The organism is Pseudomonas sp. TWR1-1-3 (assembly GCF_049896805.1).
Classification (GTDB): Bacteria; Pseudomonadota; Gammaproteobacteria; order Pseudomonadales; family Pseudomonadaceae; genus Aquipseudomonas; species Aquipseudomonas bubulae.
Genome location: NZ_JAFCUZ010000001.1, coordinates 1,344,697 through 1,364,871, shown reverse-complemented (window position 1 = coordinate 1,364,871; position 20,175 = coordinate 1,344,697). Strand labels below are relative to the sequence as shown.

Annotated in this window: 23 protein-coding genes and 4 pseudogenes; 18 read left to right on the top strand and 9 right to left on the bottom strand. The window is 53.6% G+C overall.

The window, feature by feature from the left end:
• The first annotated feature begins 6 nt into the window (after positions 1–6).
• Together ACP7BE_RS06125 and ACP7BE_RS06120 are read left to right on the top strand one after the other, a co-directional pair.
• Complete coding sequence (locus tag ACP7BE_RS06125; protein ID WP_306300950.1) at positions 7–258, top strand: hypothetical protein; 252 nt, start codon at positions 7–9, stop codon at positions 256–258.
• A 645-nt stretch (positions 259–903) separates the two neighbouring features.
• Complete coding sequence (locus ACP7BE_RS06120) at positions 904–1,575, top strand: ankyrin repeat domain-containing protein (protein ID WP_426105144.1); 672 nt, start codon at positions 904–906, stop codon at positions 1,573–1,575.
• 178 nt (positions 1,576–1,753) lie between these two features.
• On the opposite strand, the gene ACP7BE_RS06115 is transcribed toward ACP7BE_RS06120, so the two are convergent.
• Positions 1,754–2,080, bottom strand: a complete 327-nt coding sequence (locus ACP7BE_RS06115; protein ID WP_426105142.1) for a hypothetical protein — start codon at positions 2,078–2,080, stop codon at positions 1,754–1,756.
• A gap of 1,192 nt (positions 2,081–3,272) precedes the next feature.
• On the opposite strand from ACP7BE_RS06115, the gene ACP7BE_RS06110 reads away from it, so the two are divergent.
• Both ACP7BE_RS06110 and ACP7BE_RS06105 read left to right on the top strand, forming a co-directional pair.
• The gene (locus ACP7BE_RS06110) at positions 3,273–3,935 is read left to right on the top strand and encodes a hypothetical protein (RefSeq protein WP_133145007.1); all 663 of its coding nucleotides are present in this window, start codon (positions 3,273–3,275) and stop codon (positions 3,933–3,935) included.
• 60 nt (positions 3,936–3,995) lie between these two features.
• Positions 3,996–4,232: a hypothetical protein gene (locus ACP7BE_RS06105; RefSeq protein ID WP_426105140.1), complete on the top strand. Its 237-nt coding sequence runs from the start codon at positions 3,996–3,998 to the stop codon at positions 4,230–4,232.
• A gap of 10 nt (positions 4,233–4,242) precedes the next feature.
• Here ACP7BE_RS06105 and ACP7BE_RS06100 read toward each other — a convergent pair whose 3' ends face one another.
• Both ACP7BE_RS06100 and ACP7BE_RS06095 read right to left on the bottom strand, forming a co-directional pair.
• Positions 4,243–5,385, bottom strand: a complete 1,143-nt coding sequence (locus tag ACP7BE_RS06100) for a tyrosine-type recombinase/integrase (protein WP_426105138.1) — start codon at positions 5,383–5,385, stop codon at positions 4,243–4,245.
• Between the two features lie 264 nt (positions 5,386–5,649).
• A pseudogene (locus ACP7BE_RS06095) lies at positions 5,650–6,077 on the bottom strand (integrase); the annotation flags it as partial.
• A 49-nt stretch (positions 6,078–6,126) separates the two neighbouring features.
• Here ACP7BE_RS06095 and ACP7BE_RS06090 point away from each other — a divergent pair.
• Together ACP7BE_RS06090 and ACP7BE_RS06085 are read left to right on the top strand one after the other, a co-directional pair.
• Positions 6,127–6,258 (top strand): hypothetical protein, encoded by a 132-nt coding sequence (locus ACP7BE_RS06090; RefSeq protein WP_426105367.1) that lies wholly within the window; start codon positions 6,127–6,129, stop codon positions 6,256–6,258.
• A complete protein-coding gene (locus ACP7BE_RS06085; protein ID WP_426105136.1) occupies positions 6,243–6,644 on the top strand; it encodes a terminase gpA endonuclease subunit in 402 nt (133 codons plus the stop codon). The genes ACP7BE_RS06090 and ACP7BE_RS06085 overlap by 16 nt, the downstream gene beginning before the upstream one ends.
• A 200-nt stretch (positions 6,645–6,844) precedes the next feature.
• Here ACP7BE_RS06085 and ACP7BE_RS06080 read toward each other — a convergent pair whose 3' ends face one another.
• Entirely contained in the window at positions 6,845–7,282 is a 438-nt protein-coding gene (locus ACP7BE_RS06080) for a hypothetical protein (RefSeq protein WP_426105134.1), read from the bottom strand.
• A gap of 301 nt (positions 7,283–7,583) precedes the next feature.
• Between ACP7BE_RS06080 and ACP7BE_RS06075 the strand changes: the two are divergent.
• The 8 genes and pseudogenes from ACP7BE_RS06075 to ACP7BE_RS06040 all read left to right on the top strand — a co-directional run.
• Positions 7,584–7,940: pseudogene (locus ACP7BE_RS06075) on the top strand (phage tail protein); the annotation flags it as partial.
• Positions 7,941–7,962: 22 nt separating this feature from the next.
• On the top strand, positions 7,963–8,190 hold the full coding sequence (locus ACP7BE_RS06070; RefSeq protein ID WP_095026721.1) for a tail protein X: 228 nt from the start codon (positions 7,963–7,965) through the stop codon (positions 8,188–8,190).
• A 68-nt stretch (positions 8,191–8,258) separates the two neighbouring features.
• Positions 8,259–8,720 (top strand): amidase family protein, encoded by a 462-nt coding sequence (locus ACP7BE_RS06065; protein ID WP_426105132.1) that lies wholly within the window; start codon positions 8,259–8,261, stop codon positions 8,718–8,720.
• A gap of 62 nt (positions 8,721–8,782) precedes the next feature.
• Positions 8,783–9,001, top strand: a pseudogene (locus ACP7BE_RS06060) (DDE-type integrase/transposase/recombinase); the annotation flags it as partial.
• 318 nt (positions 9,002–9,319) lie between these two features.
• Positions 9,320–10,369, top strand: coding sequence for a selenide, water dikinase SelD (gene selD / locus ACP7BE_RS06055; protein WP_426105130.1), 1,050 nt, complete (start codon positions 9,320–9,322; stop codon positions 10,367–10,369).
• A 10-nt stretch (positions 10,370–10,379) separates the two neighbouring features.
• Positions 10,380–11,141: a sulfite exporter TauE/SafE family protein gene (locus tag ACP7BE_RS06050; RefSeq protein ID WP_426105128.1), complete on the top strand. Its 762-nt coding sequence runs from the start codon at positions 10,380–10,382 to the stop codon at positions 11,139–11,141.
• A 73-nt stretch (positions 11,142–11,214) separates the two neighbouring features.
• Positions 11,215–12,411: a cysteine desulfurase family protein gene (locus ACP7BE_RS06045; RefSeq protein WP_095023710.1), complete on the top strand. Its 1,197-nt coding sequence runs from the start codon at positions 11,215–11,217 to the stop codon at positions 12,409–12,411.
• Entirely contained in the window at positions 12,408–13,319 is a 912-nt protein-coding gene (locus tag ACP7BE_RS06040) for a DHH family phosphoesterase (RefSeq protein WP_426105126.1), read from the top strand. The genes ACP7BE_RS06045 and ACP7BE_RS06040 overlap by 4 nt, the downstream gene beginning before the upstream one ends.
• 124 nt (positions 13,320–13,443) lie before the next feature.
• On the opposite strand, the pseudogene ACP7BE_RS06035 reads toward ACP7BE_RS06040, so the two are convergent.
• A pseudogene (locus tag ACP7BE_RS06035) lies at positions 13,444–13,542 on the bottom strand (integrase); the annotation flags it as partial.
• A 51-nt stretch (positions 13,543–13,593) separates the two neighbouring features.
• A complete protein-coding gene (cynR, locus tag ACP7BE_RS06030; protein ID WP_095020744.1) occupies positions 13,594–14,484 on the bottom strand; it encodes a transcriptional regulator CynR in 891 nt (296 codons plus the stop codon).
• A 110-nt stretch (positions 14,485–14,594) separates the two neighbouring features.
• Here cynR and ACP7BE_RS06025 point away from each other — a divergent pair, with 110 nt between their 5' ends.
• From ACP7BE_RS06025 to ACP7BE_RS06010, 4 genes are all read left to right on the top strand, one after another.
• Positions 14,595–15,254 carry a carbonic anhydrase gene (locus ACP7BE_RS06025; protein WP_095020743.1) on the top strand — a complete coding sequence of 220 codons (660 nt, stop codon included), beginning with the start codon at positions 14,595–14,597 and terminating at the stop codon, positions 15,252–15,254.
• Positions 15,255–15,283: 29 nt separating this feature from the next.
• Positions 15,284–15,754, top strand: a complete 471-nt coding sequence (gene cynS, locus ACP7BE_RS06020; RefSeq protein ID WP_095002889.1) for a cyanase — start codon at positions 15,284–15,286, stop codon at positions 15,752–15,754.
• Between the two features lie 109 nt (positions 15,755–15,863).
• The gene (locus ACP7BE_RS06015; RefSeq protein WP_426105123.1) at positions 15,864–16,118 is read left to right on the top strand and encodes a DUF2790 domain-containing protein; all 255 of its coding nucleotides are present in this window, start codon (positions 15,864–15,866) and stop codon (positions 16,116–16,118) included.
• A gap of 201 nt (positions 16,119–16,319) precedes the next feature.
• Positions 16,320–17,543: an amidohydrolase family protein gene (locus tag ACP7BE_RS06010; protein WP_095032064.1), complete on the top strand. Its 1,224-nt coding sequence runs from the start codon at positions 16,320–16,322 to the stop codon at positions 17,541–17,543.
• A gap of 253 nt (positions 17,544–17,796) precedes the next feature.
• On the opposite strand, the gene ACP7BE_RS06005 is transcribed toward ACP7BE_RS06010, so the two are convergent.
• The 3 genes from ACP7BE_RS06005 to ACP7BE_RS05995 all read right to left on the bottom strand — a co-directional run bounded on the left by ACP7BE_RS06005 (position 17,797) and on the right by ACP7BE_RS05995 (position 20,170).
• On the bottom strand, positions 17,797–18,150 hold the full coding sequence (locus tag ACP7BE_RS06005) for a hypothetical protein (protein WP_095002886.1): 354 nt from the start codon (positions 18,148–18,150) through the stop codon (positions 17,797–17,799).
• Positions 18,151–18,267: 117 nt separating this feature from the next.
• On the bottom strand, positions 18,268–19,125 hold the full coding sequence (locus ACP7BE_RS06000) for a fumarylacetoacetate hydrolase family protein (protein WP_095020740.1): 858 nt from the start codon (positions 19,123–19,125) through the stop codon (positions 18,268–18,270).
• A gap of 172 nt (positions 19,126–19,297) precedes the next feature.
• On the bottom strand, positions 19,298–20,170 hold the full coding sequence (locus tag ACP7BE_RS05995; protein WP_095018612.1) for an NAD(P)-dependent oxidoreductase: 873 nt from the start codon (positions 20,168–20,170) through the stop codon (positions 19,298–19,300).
• Positions 20,171–20,175 lie beyond the last annotated feature (5 nt).

Genomic DNA, 20,175 nt, shown 5'->3' with positions numbered 1-20,175 from the left:
ATGGGTATGTCGGAGGAATTTCTGACCGTGGTATTGATCATGCTGATGGCAGTCTTGCTGGTCCTTGTGCAGCAGAGTCTGAGAATAAATGAGCTCTGGCGAATGGCTCAGCGATTCAAAAAAGATGTGCGCTGGGTACAGATTCTGGAAATGGAAAAACGAGAACTGCGTACTGCGCTGCGGGATGAAAAAGAACGCGTTGAGGTGTTGGAAAAAAAGCTGGTGATTTTGCAGGAATTGATCCCGACAGGGGGATAAGAGAACGCCCAGTCTCTGTCGCCGTCAGTTTAAGGACAGACCCAGCAGCGGCCCATTACACCGGGTCTACCTGGGGTCTGAAACGTTGAAGCAAAGCAACACCGCACGGCACGTGCCCTCCTGGTACTCGAGAGGCCCTGGGGGAGTGGCTGGATCTATTTTTAGACTAATAATTACTGAGGATGCGATGGGCTGGTTTATTATAATTTTTCTTGCTTTGGGATTTTTTGTTGTTGGAATCGCAGGTGTGTTAGCTATTTTAAACAGGGATATTTCATGGCTGGCTAGAGTTTTAAGCAGCTTGACTGGCGCATTTATATTGTGGGGAGTATGGAATGCGGTCGGATGGCTTTTGTTGAATCTCAAGTAGATTGGAAATATACCTGCTTCAGCTAAAGCTGGGACGGAACAGAACACAGTCAATGGCCATCGTGCAGCGCCGGTTCAAAGGCTTACGGCAGAAGAGCGTCAGGCTATTGGGCCGAATCCGGTGAAGCGGGTTGGCTTGCAAGATACCGCTGGGCTTCGGGAGCGGTGTTCATGTTGCGTGATCTGCACCTTTCAAAAAATAATTCGAATTAACTGCACCTATGCAATAGTCTTATTACGAATTGCTGCTAGGTGAACTATTCAGGAAAAGATGCCATGGCTTACGCACCCGAATTACTCACGCTGCTTGAACAAACGCTAGCGCCGACAAGCCATTGTGTCGGCGATACGCTTGATCACGGTATGGGTGACTGGCACGCCGCAGTGCTTCTCGACAACACGAACCATCTGTCGTCGCTCGAGCTGTTAGCATTAAATGCCAGGAATTTTGCAGGGCATACACCACTGGACATCGCTTATTGTTTAAACCGGACTTCCTTCATCGAGCGATTAGAGGCGAACGGCGCAGAGGGGGATAAGTCAAACCTCGAAGCGAGGGGCGTTGGTCGCTTCATCGAAAATGATAACTACGTCCATCTGCCTGGTAAGCAGGGAAAGCTGAAGACGCTGGAAAAACGATACAGGGAGGGCGGATGTCTTAATTCCCGTGATAAGGGAGGTAATACACCGATCCACTGGTTAGCCGCAAAAGGTCACCTCAAGGCAGTTAAGCACTTTTCTGAAAAGCACTTCATGTTCAACGTGGATATTGATGCGAAGAACCATGACGGGAATACTGCGCGCAACTTGGCCGTTCTTGAGGATCATCAAGATATAGCGCAGCAGCTTTTGATCTGGGAGATCGACAATTACATAACCTCGGTGCGAGTCATGTACAAAATGAGTGCAGGCTTGAAGGAAATGTTACCCAGACGTAAAGATCGTTAGTTTTTTATAGGGCTATTAGCTGAAAAACTCTTGGCTTGATCTGACAGTCACTGGGTGTAGAGGGTGACTGTCAGGTGAAGATAAATCTAGATGGAGCTGGCCAAGTTTTTGGGGTGACAGTGCGAAGGCGTGATGTTGCCATGTTTTAAATTGTAAACGACTAAAGGTAAACGCGTGACTATATGATGATATCCATGCGCGGCCCCAGTCCATCAACCAGTATGGAAATATTGGCCCGTATATCGCAACGCGCTTTATAGGAATCAATGACACCTCTCAGCTCACGATCGATAATGTCCCTTGCTTCCTCTCTTTTTTCGCAGACAGTTTCCGCTGTCAGTGTCACCCGACCGGAAAAAGTGGTTTCGACTGTAGAGAGTTTGACCCAGTCAGGGCTTACTATATTGGCGATGTCTTTTCTTACTTTGTCAGCTGTTTTGGCTGCGTTATCAGAGCCTTCGATTGGAGAAATCGAATAAGTAAACAGGAAATGGTGTGTTGTCATTTGATTCGCCCTTAGGGTGTAGTGGCATTATGTGTCGCGCGCTGTGCGCGGCTTGTGGTGACAGTATCACTTAAGGTGAAGATAAAAATACTATTCTCTAATTTGGTTATATTTTAAATTGTGTTCAGTTGTTTGAGTGCTAGGTCGGTACTTGGGTTGTGGGGGCATGCACGGTCCAATGAGTCTAGGTATGAAGTTAGGTGTTGGCTTTGATGTTAAAGTGATGCTTGATTTTTACGTGGCGTTACAACTCAGGTGTGCACTAGGGGGGTAAGTGTTGTCGGCAGTTAATTTTGTGATAAAATTTGATGTCTTCTGATTTTATAGTGTGCTCAGCGTGAACGCTCTATGCGGCGACGCCACTACCGCATTTATTATGATGAGTAAGACGGGTTCCAAAGCTTCATTAATAACATTGAGAGTTTCTTTGTTCGAGGGCGTGCTGTGCAAGTCGTGTATGTATACCAGCGGCCAGAGCTGGTCTGGTTTTGTTGTTGCGCACGAGATCACCGAAGGACGAAGTATTCTCTGTGCGGAGTTGGTGCGGCGATTTTTTCTTCTCAATAGAGACTTTTTGACAGCTGAAAAAATCTTTTAGTACTGATCTGCACGTCGATTTGATGGGAAGGGACAGTGATGGGCAGATAAGTGAGATCGGCAGTGATCTTGATGGCGATGCATTGACGCGCTGGTTAACCATTCCTAAGAATCTGTTGGACTTGAACACTATTTAACCAAGGCCACGTCATGAGAGACGATGTGGTGGTGGCATCAGCCCCAATGTCTGACTTTTTTCGCAACACTACCCCACAGCAAAAGCGTGCGGCTTACACCCTCGCTGTTGGTAAGTTGATCGAAAGTCAGATAAGCACTATCGAAAGTGCGGAAGCAATCAAAATGAGTCAAAAGTAGGGCTCCACAATAAATTTGTAACTCAAAGCCCAGCTCCAGCGTTGGGCTTTTTTGCATTCACTGCTTAGGCTGCGAACCATTGCGAGTGGCTCATCCCGCTTGACGAAGTACTTAACGTGCGTACGGCCCATGTCTATCCTCGCCACTATCGATGGTCCTTGGCGGGGGGATGCGCTTTCACTTTCTTCAAGGTATCGACATACTGATGGCCAAAAGCCATTCCTGTAGTATAAGCGTGAAGTAGGTAATCCCTCCCACGTCTAAATCATTAAGGAACGTTGTGATCGATTCAGTAGTTTCAATATCCGAGCAAGCATTTTTCAGCATTGTCACGTCTGCGCTGGAAGCCTACAAACTGGAGCACGTCTTGAACGGCGGCGACTCGGCTGCGCGCGTCGAAACATTCGGGCACCTGTGGGGGTACAATCAGCCATTAATCGGTAGAGACATGATCTACAGGGTGGTACTGGCAGACACATCCACCGCGGTTGAAAGAGACCAGAGCTCGGTTGCTTTTACCGATGAAGCGCAAGAGTTGAAACAAGGCTTTATCGACACGTTTTTCCCCGAAGTCTGCTACTTGGGTGACTATCACAGTCACCCATACAGCTACGAAGACGATGAAATTAAAACCGAGCTCGAGCTTGAACGCCGTCATCTCTATCGATTTTCCGAAGGGGATTTCCGTTCGGTTAAATCTTTGCAGGATAAGTCGCTGGACTACCGAGTTGGCCTGGTGGCCACTGTATTTGAGCGTGAGCGGAAAGTGAATCGATCACTGAAGAGGCTGGACGGCGAAAGTTGTATCAGATTTCAGTACCTGAGCATGACCATCTGGCTGAAGGCCTATGTCTGGACCTCGGATGATAACTATAACTATCGTCGCAAGGCGGACAAAATGGTGCGCTTGGTGTGCCCGAGTCTGAATTTGTTAAATTCGTAACGCAGTATCGGGTTGGGCTGACAGTTTGGTAGCGCTGATGTGTGAGCTTCGAATGAGGGTTTGGTTAACGAATCCGCTCGCTCAACGATTGGTAACTGGCTGGCGGAGCAGGGTGGGGACTGGTTTTTCCTCGTCATCAGCATTCGCGAGTGCAAAAACTTTTTTCTGGCTGAGCCCTTGATCAGCCAACAAAAGTTGAGCCAATTGCTGTTGACCGACTGGCAGGCTCGAATGGCTGTGCTTGAGCGTTCGCTGTTACGCAAGGATCTGTTGACGTTGGGATTGGCCCGCAACTGAATTGAATTCTTCACAAGATTTTTTGTTCGGGCACCTGTTGCGTATGCTCCATACCCTTTGGAAAGATGATGGATTCAAGCTGGGTGCCCAGACGCGCCCAGGCTTCCGCCTTCTCACGCGCACAGTCATGATGCAAATAGTGACGACGCACTCGGCTCCCGGCCAGCACGTGGTTCTGGCAACGGTCGATCACATCCAGGTTGACGCCCAAGGCTTGCATCATCGTCGCACCGGTGCGGCGCAGGTCATGGGGTGTCCACGCGCCATTGGTACCTTTGGCTAAAACCAGGCTGTTGTCATGGCGGCGCCTGGAAAGCGGCTTGCGCTTCTTGAACATTTCCTGGCGATCCCCCACCTGCTTGCTGACGGTTTTCGAGAAGACCGGGCCTGTGCCGTCTTTATCCGGAAAGCACCAAGGGGTAGTCCCTGTCAGCGAGTAGAGCACTTGAAAGTAATGCAGTGAAAAAGGCGAGAGGAAGATGTGGTGGTCCTGCTTCTTGCCACGCCGGCCTTTGACGTTCTTGGCCGGGATAAACCACTCGCCACTGTCTAGGTTCACATGGCGCCACTCGGCGGCGAGCAGTTCGCCTATCCGACACAAGGTGCCCAGGCAGATCCAGAGCGTCAGTTCGGTTTCCTTCTTGAGCGGACGTATACCGCCGTACTTCTGCCCAGCCGGGAGCGCGCTGTAAACATCCGCCATGCCTGTGCATTTCTGATGCAGTTCGCGTAATTCATCGTGCGACAGAATGCGGCTGCGTTCCTCCTCGTACGTTTCGGGCAGCAGCAGGTCGATGTCGATCAGGTGGGCAGGGTTGCCATCAATGAGCAGTGCGCGCCACGGTTGACGTTTTTCAGCCCAGGACAACATTTGGGTGATATCGGCAAAGAGGCTGATCGCCCGTCTGGGGGCATTGCGCGCAATGACTTTGCGCAGAATGGTCCTAAGGTCGTGTTCGGTGACATCGTTCAACGGTTTGTTAGCCAGTGGCGGTAACACATCTTTGGTGAAGCTGCGGCGCAATTCGGCGTTGTCGTTGTTACGTGCTACGCCGTCGCGCAACCACAGTTCAAACAGGTCGCCGAGTGTGTACATCGGAGGTGTTTCTTTAGCGGCTTCAATCAGCACCGCCTCAACCTTGGCCTGCGCCATGATTTTTCCCGCACGCTTTTGATCGCAGGGATTCACTCCGGTGTTGAGCAGGTGTTTTGCCTCATCGATATATATGCGTGGTTGGCTTTCACGGAGTGTCATTAAATTTTCCGACGAGTCGTTTTTAATGCCATGGGGTGCTAGGGTTCGAGTGTTCGAATCACTCCGTCCCGACCATATTCTGTAAGGGGATCAAGTGCTTAGGTGCTTGATCCCCTTTCTCGTTTCTGGCCTGCGCAAAACTGGCGCAAAATGCGCGCAAAACTATCCGGTGATTTCACTGATATTCAGGTCTGGGATCGCATCCGACCAGATCACATCGGCGTGATCTTTCTGGTAGTTTTGGTCATGATCTCGCTGGCATGGCCTGCAATGGCCTGGCCATCTTTACCGGCTTTTTTGTACAGGTGCAGCGACAGCGCGCGCACTTCGTGAAAGCCCGGCATTTCCTCTTCTTTCCAATCCGTATAACAGCCAGCAAGTTCCCGCGCCTCTTTAAAAGAGCGCGTTAGAAATCGATCCTCGACCTTCGTACAGTGCTCTTTGGTCTGCGCCTGCTTCTGCAGCAGTCGTTGCGGTTTTCGATGAATCAGGAAGGGTGGGGCGACGCTATCTCGGCAACGGGTTATTACGGCCTGCAACTCATCAGTTACTTCAAAGCGAATCTACGCAGTATCACTGGCCTTGGCCAAGCAATTTGAAAAGGCCCAGAGGGCGCAAAAACGGGGCTACCTCGAGCCCATGCAGGTGTTCTACAACACCCGTTTGGCCAAGGTCTGGGACCGCGCCCAGGAGCAAACTAAAGCGGAAGTCCTGCTGAAACGTGCGCGTCTTGAGCCCTATGGCCTCGGCACAATGTGCACCGCGTACTGATGCTGACCGCGTCGGTGGACGTGCAGGCCAGCCGCCTGGAACTGATGGTGATGGGCTGGGGCGTCGGCATGGAACGCTGGGTGATCGACTTCCAGATTATCTGGGGCGACCCGGCGGACGAACGTGCCTGGGCCGCGATCGATGAAAAGCTCAAGGTGCGTTACCCCCATCCTTGTGGTGTCGCGCTCGGCATCCTGGCCACTGCCGTCGACTCCGGCGGTCACCACACGGACGAGGTATACCAGTTCTGCCACGTGCGCCGCTGGCGCAATATCTTCGCCATCAATGGCGCGAGCAAGTCGGGTAAACCTGTTATTGCGCAACTGGTGTACAACCTGGCGATGGCGCACTACCTAGGCCTGAACCGCTACAAGGAACACGACTGAGCGCGCATCCGCCAAGCTTTGGCCCAGGCCGATTGTTCGAGGAAAAGACCGCCCGGGCCGAGCGTCTTGCACTTCAAGCGGCCGCGCCTGCGTCGCCACCTGTTCAAATCTTTCCACCCGACGGCAGCAGCACCGCAGCCGGTTACACGACCCCCTCAACGTCGCAGCTCCATCAGTGGCTATCTTAAACGGCGCTGAAGTTAGAGGAGCCCAACGGCGGGGGCGATGATTTTTGCACCCGTGATGAGTTCTTCAGCGAGCAAGCCTTTGAAACTTTCCTTGCCGCCTTCTCTGGCTATCTCGGCCAGTTGCTCACGCAGAGAGTGGGCATGCGTCAGGCTGCGCGGGGTTGCATTAAGAACCTCAAGGCCTTTCGCGGTGAGCACCGCATCCGAGACTTGGGTGTGGGAGAACAGCCCGCCGTTGATGTATCCCGCGTTGATCAGCCATCCCGTTGTCGCGAAAAAAAACTCGGCGTCCTTGCTGGGTAGATCCATTTGACGCTCTTCACTCCACTCCACTGCTGATCCAACAAATTGCTCTGCGGCCAGGTTGAGGGGCAATGGGAAGTTCAGATACAACTCGCCCAGCAACTTACCGGTCAGCTCGTTGAATTTATCGATATTGGAAACAGACATGTCACAGAACTCCGACAAAAAAGCACTGAACGTGCAGAAAATCAAAGCTGCTGAGCCATAGCGGCTCCAGCGAAAATCGGCTAAAGCGTTATCTGATGTCCTGGCGAGCTACTACATGCAGCAGGGCATTGTAGAGCGAAGCCAACCTCTACTCTGCCCCATATCCCCCTTGGCGTCACCTCAACTCAAGAGTGCTCCCATGTCCTTTACCCAAAAGCAGCTCGACGCCGTTGAGTCGGCCATCGCACGCTGCGAGAAAACCGTGCCCTACGCCGACCGCGCGGTGGATGAGCTGCTCACCTACAACCAAGCTACCCGGGCGGCCTCGCAAATCGAGGAACACATGAGCACCTTGAAAGAGCAGGCGGGCAAGGCTGCGGCAGGGATCAACAAAATCGCCGGCAATGCCAACCCGGCCCTGGCCAACATCATCCCCACCGGCGCCTTTGGCAAAGACCTGACCCCGGCCGTTGAAGCAGTGAAACCCTTTCCGCACCTGCTGATCATCCAGCCACTCAAACCACAATCCCAACCCTACTACTTCAACCTGGACACCGCCGCCTTTGAAGAACTGAGCCGCACCACCGACTTTCGCTGGGCCGCGCAAGACCGCCTGACACGTCGACCGGCCCAACAGGCCATCGGCATGGGCGACGACTTGCAGAACCGCTAGCGGCGACGTGCTCGACACGATCTGCCAGAACTACTACGGCCACCTCAATGGCACGGTCGAAGCCGTGCTCGATGCCAACCAGGGGCTGGCGGATGAGGTGCAACCGTTTCGGGCAGGGGTGGTGATTAACCTGCCGGATCTGGTGGTGTCGAGTGAGGAGGGGGGTGATGTTGTGGAATTAAGGAGACATTTTTGTGAATCGCTTGATAGCATTGAGCCATTAATGCGGGCTTAATTAAAAAGGAAGGGATTCTATGTCACGCATTGGAAGAAACGTCCGAACTGGCGCCACTGGCGGCCGGTATGAAAGACACGTTATTGAACCTGCAGCGCGCCGAGGCCTTCGATGTCCATGCCGAGCGTATGCAGAATGCGCCGCAATTATTTGAACAGGAAGTGCGCGAGCGTCTGGAGTTGTCGCGTGAGGTCAGGGGGTGGCAATACGTCCGTGCCCGGGCCTGTCAGCAACAGTATAAAGCGGCGTTGGCACACATTTTCGAACGCTATGACTTCCTGGTTTCGCCCAGCGTGCCTGTGACAGCGACTGAGGTTGATGCCCGTGAGGTCCGGTTAGGCGAGCAGATTATTGATGTGCGCGCCGCATTGCTCAGTCATACCTGTGCCTGGAACCTTACCGGACTCCCAGCGCTCAGCCTCCCGGCGGGGCAGGTGCGGGGCATGCCGGTAGGGTTGCAGGTGATTGGCGCTGCTGGGGGGGACGATTACCTGCTGCAGGTCATGAGCAGGTTATACAGACGAGATTGAGCGCCGACGCATCTCGCATCCCTAAAGTATAGGGATACCCAGACCGTACCTTCACATAGGCGACGACTCATACCGCGAAAGCGCCCAATCAGGTGTGGTATTGGGACATCATGTATCTGCCGTCACCGATACGCGGCAAGTATTGCTACCTCTATCTGATTGAGGATATTTACAGCCGCAAGGCCGTGGGCTGGGAGGTCTATGCCGCGGAAAGCGGCGAGAAAGCCGGCGCACTGATGAAATCGGTGACACTGGTGAGCAACATGTATGAGCTGGGCATTATGGGAGCCGATCGGCACCGTGCTGTTGAACTCGGATCGAGAGCAACAGATCGAGAAAAGAGCGGCATAGTTAGACGGTTGACGCGACAACTACCTTGAAAAATGCCGAGACCTCAACAAATCCTTTGTTGCTCATTAGCTGGGATATCACCAATACCATTACGCGCTGACATCCACATGGCTTCAAACTGCCTCAATCTTGTCATGTTTTTGCAATGAAGACATGCCACCTTTGTCGGCAGAAACAGTGTGTAACATAGTATTTCTTCACGCTAGTGCGTTGTTTTTATTATGGAAAATTGACTTTAAGGAAAGCCGATGTCGATGTTTTGTCAGATCATGGACAAATCTGAAAGTGGTGGGTGCGGGTGCAAGATTCCATCCAGTGTGTTGTCGAAAATTCTATTGCAAACTGCAGCAGCCAATACGGTTTTGGATGACAAGGTGATATTGGGCTTTGAGTCTTCTGATGATTGTGCTGTGTATGACGCAGGTGAAAAATATCTTTTATTCACCACCGATTATTTCTCCCCGATAGTCAACGATCCTTATGTGTTCGGCCAATTGGCAGCCAGCAATGCTGTAAGCGATATCTTTGCTTCGGGTGGGAGTCCGCTTATTGCCAACTCGATCATGGCATTCGACCCGGAACTGGTTTCAGCCGAGCAAGTAACGCAGATGATCCTTGGCGCACAGTCGGTGATGAACAAGTTCAATGTCAGCATAGTCGGCGGTCATACCATTAAGAACAGCCAGCCCTTGTACGGCTTCTCTATCATTGGTGAGGTGGAAAAACACCGGTTGAAGAAAAATAACACGGCCAGGGCCGGTGATTTATTGGTCATGACGCGTCCGATTGGTGTCGGTATCCTTGCCAATGCCCTTAAAAACCAAGTGATTGAGCAAGAGAATATTCCTGCGTCGACGCTTGCCCAGATTACTGGCGACAACGCATTTGGCCGTACCCTCAGCGAAAGTCCCGAGGTCAGCAGTTTGACGGACATCACGGGGTTCGGTTTGATCGGCCATATCAGTGAGATGATCGGGCTGGGACAACTGGATGTTGATCTGGATTCAAACAATCTGGTTTTTTATGACGGTGCAGAGTCATTGGCAGTGGCGGTGACTTCGGCCGACAGCGGTATTTTCTCTAACATTAAAAAGTACGCGCAGAGTGTGGAGTACCTGGCTGATCTCCCCTTGGCCAGAAAATTTCTGTTGCATGACCCGCAAACGAATGGGGGCTTGCTCTTCGCGGTGAGTGCCGAAGGGTTTGAAATGAACCACAAGAAGTGGCAGGCACTTTGCCCTGATCTGCTTGTCATCGGGCGGATGATGGAAGGGACCGGCAAGATCAAGGTCTGCTGAGATGGTAGCCATGACAATCTACCCGGTTATGGTCGGTGTGGGCGTGATGGCTGGTTTCATGTCAGGCCTGTTCGGTATCGGTGGGGGCATCATCGTGACGCCCCTGCTGGTGTTGATTTACCCGATTGTGTCTGGTCAGAAACTGCCGATTGAAGTCGTGACGGGGCTGTCTTCCGCTCAGGGTTTCTTTTCCTCCCTCTTGTCGTTCGCGCTGCACCGCGTCAGGTTTCAGCCGGACTGGCGTGTGATCAGAAGCTTTGCCATACCGATGGCCCTCGCCAACTTTTTTGCTTCGCTGCATGCCGATGCGTTCAGCGAAAACTTCATCCTGTTCGTCTTCGGGCTGCTGGGGTTGATGTCGTTGTTGGTGACGTACCTGTTCCATAAACCTGTGGCCCTGTTGTGCAACCATCAATCGCTGTCGTTGCCACTGATAGGGCTGGTGCTTGGCGTATTGTGCGGATTGGTCGGGCAGGGCGGCGGGTTCATCTACCTGCCCGTAATGATCAGCCTGTTTGGCCTGCAGATAAAGCAGGCCATTTCGACATCGGCGTTGATCGGTGTCATCGGAGCAAGTGGAGCGTTATTCGGCAGAGTGGGTTCAACCATGGATTTTCTCGGTTACACCGGTGAATTGGTGCTGGGGATATTGGTGGGTGGATTTCTCGGCGCCATGCTTTCTCATCGTCTGGATTCGAGGCATCTGAAACGGGCGCTGAATGCTTTCGTTTTACTGTGCTCGATCCAGCTCATGCTGCGCTTGCTCATCTGACCGCTAAGTCGCTGTTCGCATTTTGCGGGCAGCATCCTGAATGACATAAAACAGAAAACTGGAAGTGTTTGATATGGATATTGCTGTGGATGCAATTTATGCCGACATCTGTGGTTCGGCACCGGTTTCAATGGGTGTCAGCAACATGCTGCAGGCATTGTTTTCGACTCGCCAATGCGCCAACCCCAATGCCAATCACGCCCTCGGTGTTCAGTTGCTCGAACGCATCGAACGCGCGCGTGGCAGCATCGCCAGCCTTTTGAACGTCGACGCCGACTGCCTGATTTTCAACAGCGGCTCCAGTGAAGGCTGTGCCCAGGTGTTTCATGATTTTTTCGAACGCTATAAAGATGAGCAACCCTTGGTGTTGTACTCAGCCATCGAGCACTCCTGCACTCTGCAGAACATAAACCGCTATGTCCTGGAAGGCCTGCAAGCCATCGCGATCGGGCATCAAATGAACGGACTGCTCGACACCGATCAACTGGAGCAACTGCTCCGTGTTCATGGCGGGCGTCCAACATTGGTTTGCGTCATGGCAGTGCATAACGAGACCGGCGTGATTCAACCGATCGAAGCCATCGCCCGACAAGTGAAGGCTGGAGGCGGCTTACTGTTTTCGGATATGACCCAGGCCATCGGCAAAATACCTGTGGACCTGCGCACATCCGGGGTTGATTTCGCCATTGCGTCCGGGCACAAGTTTGGAGCGTTGCCAGGGGCCGGTTTTCTGTACGCGAGAGACCGCTACGGGTTATCGCCATTGATTGTTGGCGGTGGCCAGGAAGGTGGCTTGCGCGGTGGTACTCAGAACTATCCGGGCGTTCTTTCGATTGAAACCGCGTTGCAGGAGAAACAGCACAAATACGGCCCCGGCAAACTCGCGGTACAACAGAGCCGGGAAGCTTTTGAGAGTGCACTGCAAACCATGCTGGGTGAAGTGGTCGTGATCGGTCAGCAGGCACCACGTGTACCTTGTGTGAGTTTCCTTGCCTTGCCGGGGGTCAATACCAAAAAACTGCAGTGGGCCCTGAATACGCAGTCGATCTACATTACCGGTGGGTCGGCATGCTCGGACAAAGCGCGCAGCCTGTCCAACACAGTGTTACAACTGGGATATGCAGACCGTATCGCCGGGGCCACGGTGCGCATTTCCATCGACGAAGACCAGTGTCAATTTGCGTATGAGCGAATTTTGAAAGGAATTGCTCAAGCACTGAAGTTGTCATCGACAGTCTCAGCCGCTTGGTCTGTGGCCCATGTGTCATGAGGGTGGTTACTTCAGGCTCTGCGTACCTGGACATCGATGCGTTTGCCTGTTGCATTGCGTACGCCGAGTTGTTAAATCACCAAGGTATTGACGCACGCGCCGTTAGCAGCGCCCCGCTCAATGTCAGCATCTCCAGGTCCGTGCTCGGCTGGCAACCATGCCTGGATGATTATCAGCCGAATGCAGGTGATGAGTTCGTGTTGGTGGATGTCTCCGATTACCACCATTTTGATCCGGTGGTGGTGCTTGAGCAGGTGGTGGAGGTCATAGACCATCACCCGGGCTTTGAAAAATATTGGGCGCAGAAGCTCGGAGCTGCGGCTGACATTCGGTCGATCGGGGCAGCGGCGACGTTGATTTTTCAGCGCTGGGAAGCGGCAGAGCTGTTGCCGCTGCTCAGTGAAAAAAGTGCGGCGTTGTTGGCCACGGCCATTCTGGACAATACCCTGAATTTCACCGGGCAGTTGACTACTCAAGCGGATATCCGTGCCTATGAAGTCCTCGCACGGCGGGCGAGGCTGGAAGCTGACTGGCCCCAGCGGTACTTCTCCGAGTGTCAAACCACTATCGAATCAGACCTGATTGGCGCATTGGCGGTTGATATGAAGCGACTGAAAGCCGACAGTAACCTCCCGCAGGTTTTTGCGCAGATGGCGGTGTGGGATGCCAGTGCGCTGCTTCAAACGCATCGTTCAACGATTGGTAACTGGCTGGCGGCGCAGGGTGGGGACTGGCTGTTGAACGTCATCAGCATTCGCGAGTGCAATAGCTATTTTCTGGCTGAGCCCTTGATCAGCCAACAAAAGTTGAGCCATTTGCTGTCGATCGATTGGCAGGATGGAATGGCTATGCTTGAACGTTCGCTGTTACGCAAGGAACTGTTGACGCTGGGATTGGCCCGAAACTGAATTGAGTTCTTCACAAGATTTTTTGTTCGGGCAACTGTTCCTTCTGCTCCACACCCTTTGGAAAGGCGAGGGACTCCAGCTGGGTGCCCAGACGCTCCCAGGCAACTGCTTTCTCACGCACCTAGTCATGATGCAGATAGTGACGCCGCACTCGACTCCTGGCCAGCACATGATTCTGGCAGCGGTCGATCACATCCAGATTGACGCCCAAGGCTTGCACCAGGTTATCCAGACACCCAAAGTGACCTATGCCGCTTATCACCCCTACATGCCCTTATCTTTTCTCGAGTTGGGCCGCAATGTCTGTGGCCAGTTCGATAAAGGCACGTGCGGCTGAAGTCTGGTAGGCCCCTTTGCGCTGCATCAATACGGCGGTACGGTGCAGTCGCTGAGGGCTTAGCTCAATGGCAAACAGCCCCTGATGTGCAAGCGCGACGGTGGCCGGTAACAGGGTCGACAGTGTGGTCCTGCGCACCACTTCGATGACTGCACCGATAACATTGGCCTCCATTTTCACCCGCGGGGTAATGTTGTGCTGGCGACAGTAGCGGTCGATCTGCTCGCGAGTGGCAAACTCTTCGCTGAGCAGGATCAGTGATTCGGCACTCAGAGCGTCCAGGTCAATAGCACTCTGTCCAGCCAACGGGTGTCTTTCCCCAACCACCAGCGCGAGGGCTTCTATCAGAAGCGGCTGGGTCTCTATGTCCTGAGAGTGCCCGTCCTCGAAAGCGATACCCACGTCCAGCTCATCGGCCAGCAGAAGCTCCTCCATCTGTTCTTGAGCGATCTCACGCAAGTTCAAGGTGATATTCGGATATCGGCTGTGGAAAGCTTCGACCAGTGGTCCGACCAGATATGTGGTGAACGTCGGTGTCAATGCAACCCTGAGTGCCCCGCGACTCAAATCGCCCACGTCATGGATTGCACGTTTTCCTTCCTCCAGTTCCTGCGAAGCCCGGCGTGCATAGCGTAAATACACTTCGCCGGCGTCAGTCAGCCGCGTCGTACGTCCCGATCGGTCAAATAACTGGGCAGAAAGACTTTCCTCAAGTTGCCTGACTTGCTGTGACAGCGCGGGCTGCGAAACATGCAGCGCAGCAGCTGCTTTCGTGAAGCTGTGGTGTTGCGCCACAGCGAGAAAGTATTTGATGTGACGTGCCAGCATGCTCAGAGCCATAAGATTATCTGATGTGCTCCATCATAAATGAGACTTTTACCTTATGTCACGAGCTCCGTAATCTCTGCTCCAACGCATCGCGACCAAGAGGAGTCACCATGAAAGACATCATCGATGGTTTTCTAAAGTTTCAACTTAACGCTTTTCCGGAACGCGCCGGCCTGTTCAAGAATCTGGCTAATCAGCAAAGCCCACGGGCTCTGTTTATCTCCTGCTCTGACAGCCGATTGGTTCCGGAACTGGTTACGCAGCGAGAGCCCGGCGACCTGTTTGTCATTCGCAACGCCGGCAACATCGTGCCGCCCTACGGCCCTGAGCCTGGCGGTGTGTCGGCCTCGGTCGAGTATGCCGTTGCTGCCTTGCAAGTCTCCGACATCGTTATCTGCGGGCACTCTGATTGCGGCGCAATGACTGCCATTGCCACCTGCAAGTGCCTGGATCACATGCCCGCAGTGGCAGGCTGGTTACGCTACGCCGACTCCGCTCGAGTGGTGAATGAAGCGCGTAAACATAAGGACCCACACAGCAGTGTTGAGGCGATGGTTCGAGAAAACGTGATCGCCCAGTTGGCCAATATCCGGACGCATCCATCGGTACGCCTGGCCCTCGAAGAGGGACGCGTAGCACTGCATGGCTGGGTCTATGACATCGAGAGCGGGCGTATGGATGCTTTCGACAGTAACACCGGCAAGTTTGCGCCCCTTGTGGACAACCCGGGCGCACGTGCCGCTCCCTATCAACAGAAGCAATCTGCTTGAACTCGTTTATTACCCCAGGAGATAACACCATGATCCAGTCCCAAATCAATCCAGGTTCGCGTCTGGCCCTGACCGAAGTCATTTTGCTGGCTAAAGCCCGGAAAGACTTGTCATTTGCCCAGATCACCGATGGCACAGGGCTCAGCGAGGCGTTCGTCACTGCCGCGCTGCTCGGTCAACATCCCTTGCCCAAAGCAGCGGCCACAGTAGTGGGCGAAAAGCTCGGCCTCGATGTTGATGGCGTGGCGCTGCTGCAAACCATCCCGATGCGCGGCAGCATCGACAACGGTATACCGACCGACCCCACTATCTACCGCTTTTACGAGATGCTGCAGGTCTACGGCACCACGCTTAAGGCGTTGGTCCATGAGAAGTTCGGTGACGGTATTATCAGTGCTATCAACTTCAAACTGGATATTAAAAAAGTCGAAGATCCAGAGGGTGGGTCGCGCGCAGTCATTACCCTGGATGGTAAATACCTGCCCACCAAGCCTTTCTGACAGTTGAGTGTCTCGGCGTCGTAATACGACGCCGAGTCATGAAGCGCTACATTGACCCTGTAAGTATTGAAGGGTATTTGCGTCACGCGATACCTCGAGGTGTTTGAACATGAAAATTTTATTGTTGGCAGGGCTCAGTAGCTTGTGCACTGTGGCTTTGGCTGAGCAGCCTCTAGCAGACAACGACATTCAGGTAGAGCAGTACAGTTATTCACAAGACCTTGATATCGCAAAAGTCATTTCGATGGGTGAAGTGCCAAATGTCTGTGAAGTGGTGCCTGCGCGTATGATGTATGAAGACTCCAAGGGGCATAGGCATATTCTCGAATACCGCGTAATGGGGAATGGTTGTTCTAACGGTTAGTGTGTGCTTCCCATCCATACCGCAAATATTTAATACGTCTTTTAATTTTTTCCTGCTGATTCTGGACACTGTTGCGTTCCTTTGCAGCTCTGTCGTGCGTGCTCATGGGCAATGGGCTGGCAGTCATGAAGCAGGCGCAGCATGACCTCCAGAGGTCGATGCTCGAGAAACGGAAGTTGTCTGAATTAAGGAGTGAGGTTTATGGATCTGATATTTCGCAATGTACGCATTGCCGATGGAAAACCTTTAACCGACGTCGCCGTACACAATGGGAAAGTTGCCATTATTTCCCCGGGAATTACAGTGCGGGCACGGCAGGAAGTCCAGGGAAATGGAAATGTATTGATGCCGGCTTTTGTCGAGGGGCATCTGCATCTGGAAAAAGCCAATGTCATGCACCGTAAGGTCAATCGCACCGGAACCCTCAAGGAGGCGATTGCCGTTACAGCTGAGCTTAAACCGATGTTGACCCGGGAGGATATTCTCGAGCGTTCAACGCAGGTATTACGCTCACTTGTGCAGGCCGGTACTACCCATGTACGCGCACATGCCGAATTTGACCCCTCACAAGGTTTCACAGGGTTTGATGTTGTCCTGGAGCTACGCAAGAAGTTTCGCGACATGATCGACATTCAGGTAGTTGCCTTCCCACAGGAAGGCATTTTCAAACTACCGGGAATGAAGCACATGATGGTTGCGGCGATGGAAAAAGGTGCCGATGTCGTCGGCGGTATTCCCTATAACGATCGTTCACCCTTCGAACATATTGATTATGTTTTCAGCCTGGCTAAACAGTTTGGAAAAGATATAGATTTCCATCAGGATTTTGCCGATACGGCAGAGAACATGACCATTGAATACCTCGCGCGCAAGACCATCAAGGAAGGGTATGAAGGCCGCGTCTGCGTAGGTCATCTTACGAGCCTTGGAGCCGTAGCAGCGGAACAGCGAGTGGGTATTATCAGCCTGATCCGTGATGCTGGAATCAGCGTAATGTGCCTGCCAGCCACCGACTTGCATCTCGGTGCTCGAGGCGACAGCCATAACGTCCGCCGCTCACTCACGCCCGTTCGTGCGTTGCGAGACGGTGGTGTAAATGTCTGTTTGGCCACGAACAATATACGCAACGCTTTTACCCCGTATGGGACAGGCGATCTGCTGAATATTGCGCAATTGGCAATGCCTGCATGCCACCTGGGTGGGGCCGATGATCAGGCCACAGTATTGGGAATGCTCACAACTAATCCCGCCAAAGCCCTGGGGCTGAATAACTATGGGCTGGAAACCGGCAAAAATGCAGACCTGGTGCTGGTGGATACCCAGTCGGTCGCCGGGGTTATCCTCGACTTGCCGGCTCGTCTTATGGTGTTGAAGCGCGGGAAAATAGTGGCGACATCAAATTACAACCGTTCGATAGCCTTCTGATCGTCCCCGCCTGCCGGATCAGTAACGCATACCCATGTGACACTCAGTCAATCTGTCGTCTTTTGATGATCGACGACAATCCCGTGTGGACGGGTGTAACGGCTGCGGATTTATCGCCTAGAGATTCAGGCCTCGTGCCACTATTTCAAGCGGGAAGGTCGGCAATATGTCGTCGCTTGCTCTGTTTCAGCTGGGCGAGAAGTCGTGGATGCATGCATTGCCCGCCAATGGCAAAGGCATGGCTTTTATGCGGTCATGCCTGAATCCCGATCTTGCCCGCTGAAGCTTGCATCGCGCGCTTCTCTGTTAAGGGGGCAAAATAGGGCGGCGTACCGGTTGCCTGGAAATAAAGAAAGTAGTGCCCGGTGTCGGCCAATACAATTCGGTGCAGCTCTGATAGGCGCATGCCGTTTCTAATCCAAATGCTCTCTTTCAGGATTTCGTAAGTCCGGACCCCGTGTTGTTGCATTGTGCTTTCGAAGGTTAGGTAGAGTTCTTCTCTGATACGCCGGTCGTTTTGAACACCCGCTCGCAACATAAAAAAGCTAAGCACACCCACAACTACAACCACAACCAACAAAAAAGTCCAGCTGGCGATTGCTCCCATGCTTTGCGCTCCCTGCGAGCTCACGTGGTATGAGCATCAGTGTAGACAGGGTTTGGCACTTGGCTTAGCTGCGTGTCAGGCTGCGTTATGCAGCCTCAGGTTCGGAGCAGGCAAGATTTACGCCTGCTCTGCCTCGTATCGCATCACAACGTGTCGTTGCACACCAAGGCCGCAGATCGACAGCACCACTTCATCCCCCGGTTCCAGCCATTCCGGATGTGGCTTCATTCCCATCGACACGCCAGGCGGGGTGCCGGTGATGATCACATCCCCAACATCGAGGGTCATGTAGTGACTGCAGTAGGAAATAATCTCTGCAACGCTGAAGATCATGGTCTGGGTGTTTCCTTCCTGTCGCCGTTGGCCGTTGACTTCCAGCCACATTGGCAGGCTCTGCGGATCCGGGACCTCATCACGGGTCACGAGCCAGGGACCCAGCGGCCCAAAGGAGTCGGAGCTCTTGCCTTTGTCCCATTGCGAGCTCTGAAACTGGAATCCACGATCGGAAACATCATTGGCCACGCAGTAGCCCGCCACATGTTCAAGTGCCTGGGCAACCGGAACGTAACGGGCGCGCTTTCCGATGACGACCCCCAGCTCAACCTCCCAGTCCAATTGCCTTGAGTGGGGAGGTTGTACGATAGGGTCATCGGCCCCGCTGATGCAACTGACCGGTTTGAAGAACACCAACGGTTCGGACGGGATCGCAAGACCGGCCTCTTCGGCGTGGTCCAGGTAGTTCAAACCAATTGCGATGAACTTGCCGATATCGCTTATCGGTGGCAGGTAGCGAACCGGGGTCGAAATAAGCGGAAGCCGGTGTTCGTCAAGCTCACAAAGCCGGGCAAGTTCCGTATCGGACAAGCACGCGCGCGAGACGTCATCCACATGGGCTGATATGTCCCGCAGCTGTCCCGATGAATCGACCATGCCCGGATACACGCCATCATGCTTAACATAGCGAAAGAGCTTCATTGTTGTCTCCAGTTGCAGTATCAGAATATGCGCAGGAGCCGAGCGCGCCAGGCACCAGGCTGGTTGCGGGATACAAACCCGCAGCCACTGTCAGTCATGCTTCATTGCACGCAAAGTGCGGGGGAGGGGCATCTCGGTTTGCATGCCACAAGGACCCAGTGGGCTCGCGGGATCAATCACGCTTTTCGGTGAACAATCGCACTACGCTTGTCATGTTCCGGTCGCCCATTCCGCGCGCTGCTGCGCGCTGGAAAACGTTATGTGCTGCGGCAATTGTGGGGGCGTTCTCTGCTGATCCTGCTTCCTCGAGCGTGTAGCCGAAGTCCTTTTCAATCAACGCCACGGGGAACTGCGGGGCGAAGTTCTCCGTCATCATGCTCCCTGAAAGATAGGCAGCAACCGGTGGCCAGACGGAGGTGCCTGCCATGGCTGCCAGCACTCGTGATGCATCGGCTCCGTTTCGTTCCAATAACCCGATGACCTCTGCCAGGCCCGTCACCTGTATTCCCAGCATGGCGTTGGTGGCAAGTTTCGCCAAAGCGCCATGACCCAGGCCGCCGACGTGATGGACTGAAGAGCCCATGACGCGTAGCAGAGGCAGACAGCGCTCCAGGACTTCTTCCTCTCCGCCTGCCAGATAGGCCAGTTGCCTCGCATCGGCCTGAGCACGGGATCCCGATACCGGCGCTTCCAGCAGCGCCACCCGGGCATGCTGCATGTGGGTGCCGAGCTCCTGGATCCAGCCCGAAGTGAGTGTCGAACTCTCGATGGCGATTGCTCCCGCTGCCATACCAGAGAGGGCGCCGATCTCGCGATCCAGCCAGACATGGCGAGACGCATCATTGTCACGCAACATTGCAATGACGAACTCCGCACCTGCGCTGGCTTCTCTTGGCGTGCGCGCGTGGAAGGCCCCTTGCTTGACAAGCGCTTCTGCTGCATCGGGGGTTCGATTCCAGACAGTGACTGTGTGACCTGCAGCAAGCAATTGTGAGGCCATGCGCGACCCCATGGCGCCGAGGCCCAGGACTGTGATTCTGCTCATATGCT

Excerpts from the sequence above, each read along its gene's own strand:
- ACP7BE_RS06090 (WP_426105367.1), top strand. The coding sequence starts at position 6,127 with ATGCAGGTGTTCTACAACACCCGTTTGGCCAAGGTCTGGGACCGCGCC.
- ACP7BE_RS06000 (WP_095020740.1), bottom strand. The coding sequence starts at position 19,125 with ATGAAGCTCTTTCGCTATGTTAAGCATGATGGCGTGTATCCGGGCATG.
- cynS (WP_095002889.1), top strand. The coding sequence starts at position 15,284 with ATGATCCAGTCCCAAATCAATCCAGGTTCGCGTCTGGCCCTGACCGAA.
- ACP7BE_RS06120 (WP_426105144.1), top strand. The coding sequence starts at position 904 with ATGGCTTACGCACCCGAATTACTCACGCTGCTTGAACAAACGCTAGCG.
- ACP7BE_RS06100 (WP_426105138.1), bottom strand. The coding sequence starts at position 5,385 with ATGGCGCAGGCCAAGGTTGAGGCGGTGCTGATTGAAGCCGCTAAAGAA.
- ACP7BE_RS06010 (WP_095032064.1), top strand. The coding sequence starts at position 16,320 with ATGGATCTGATATTTCGCAATGTACGCATTGCCGATGGAAAACCTTTA.
- ACP7BE_RS05995 (WP_095018612.1), bottom strand. The coding sequence starts at position 20,170 with ATGAGCAGAATCACAGTCCTGGGCCTCGGCGCCATGGGGTCGCGCATG.
- ACP7BE_RS06080 (WP_426105134.1), bottom strand. The coding sequence starts at position 7,282 with ATGTCTGTTTCCAATATCGATAAATTCAACGAGCTGACCGGTAAGTTG.
- ACP7BE_RS06115 (WP_426105142.1), bottom strand. The coding sequence starts at position 2,080 with ATGACAACACACCATTTCCTGTTTACTTATTCGATTTCTCCAATCGAA.
- selD (WP_426105130.1), top strand. The coding sequence starts at position 9,320 with ATGTCGATGTTTTGTCAGATCATGGACAAATCTGAAAGTGGTGGGTGC.
- ACP7BE_RS06045 (WP_095023710.1), top strand. The coding sequence starts at position 11,215 with ATGGATATTGCTGTGGATGCAATTTATGCCGACATCTGTGGTTCGGCA.
- ACP7BE_RS06125 (WP_306300950.1), top strand. The coding sequence starts at position 7 with ATGTCGGAGGAATTTCTGACCGTGGTATTGATCATGCTGATGGCAGTC.
- ACP7BE_RS06005 (WP_095002886.1), bottom strand. The coding sequence starts at position 18,150 with ATGGGAGCAATCGCCAGCTGGACTTTTTTGTTGGTTGTGGTTGTAGTT.
- ACP7BE_RS06065 (WP_426105132.1), top strand. The coding sequence starts at position 8,259 with ATGAAAGACACGTTATTGAACCTGCAGCGCGCCGAGGCCTTCGATGTC.
- ACP7BE_RS06050 (WP_426105128.1), top strand. The coding sequence starts at position 10,380 with ATGACAATCTACCCGGTTATGGTCGGTGTGGGCGTGATGGCTGGTTTC.
- ACP7BE_RS06025 (WP_095020743.1), top strand. The coding sequence starts at position 14,595 with ATGAAAGACATCATCGATGGTTTTCTAAAGTTTCAACTTAACGCTTTT.
- cynR (WP_095020744.1), bottom strand. The coding sequence starts at position 14,484 with ATGCTGGCACGTCACATCAAATACTTTCTCGCTGTGGCGCAACACCAC.
- ACP7BE_RS06015 (WP_426105123.1), top strand. The coding sequence starts at position 15,864 with ATGAAAATTTTATTGTTGGCAGGGCTCAGTAGCTTGTGCACTGTGGCT.
- ACP7BE_RS06040 (WP_426105126.1), top strand. The coding sequence starts at position 12,408 with ATGAGGGTGGTTACTTCAGGCTCTGCGTACCTGGACATCGATGCGTTT.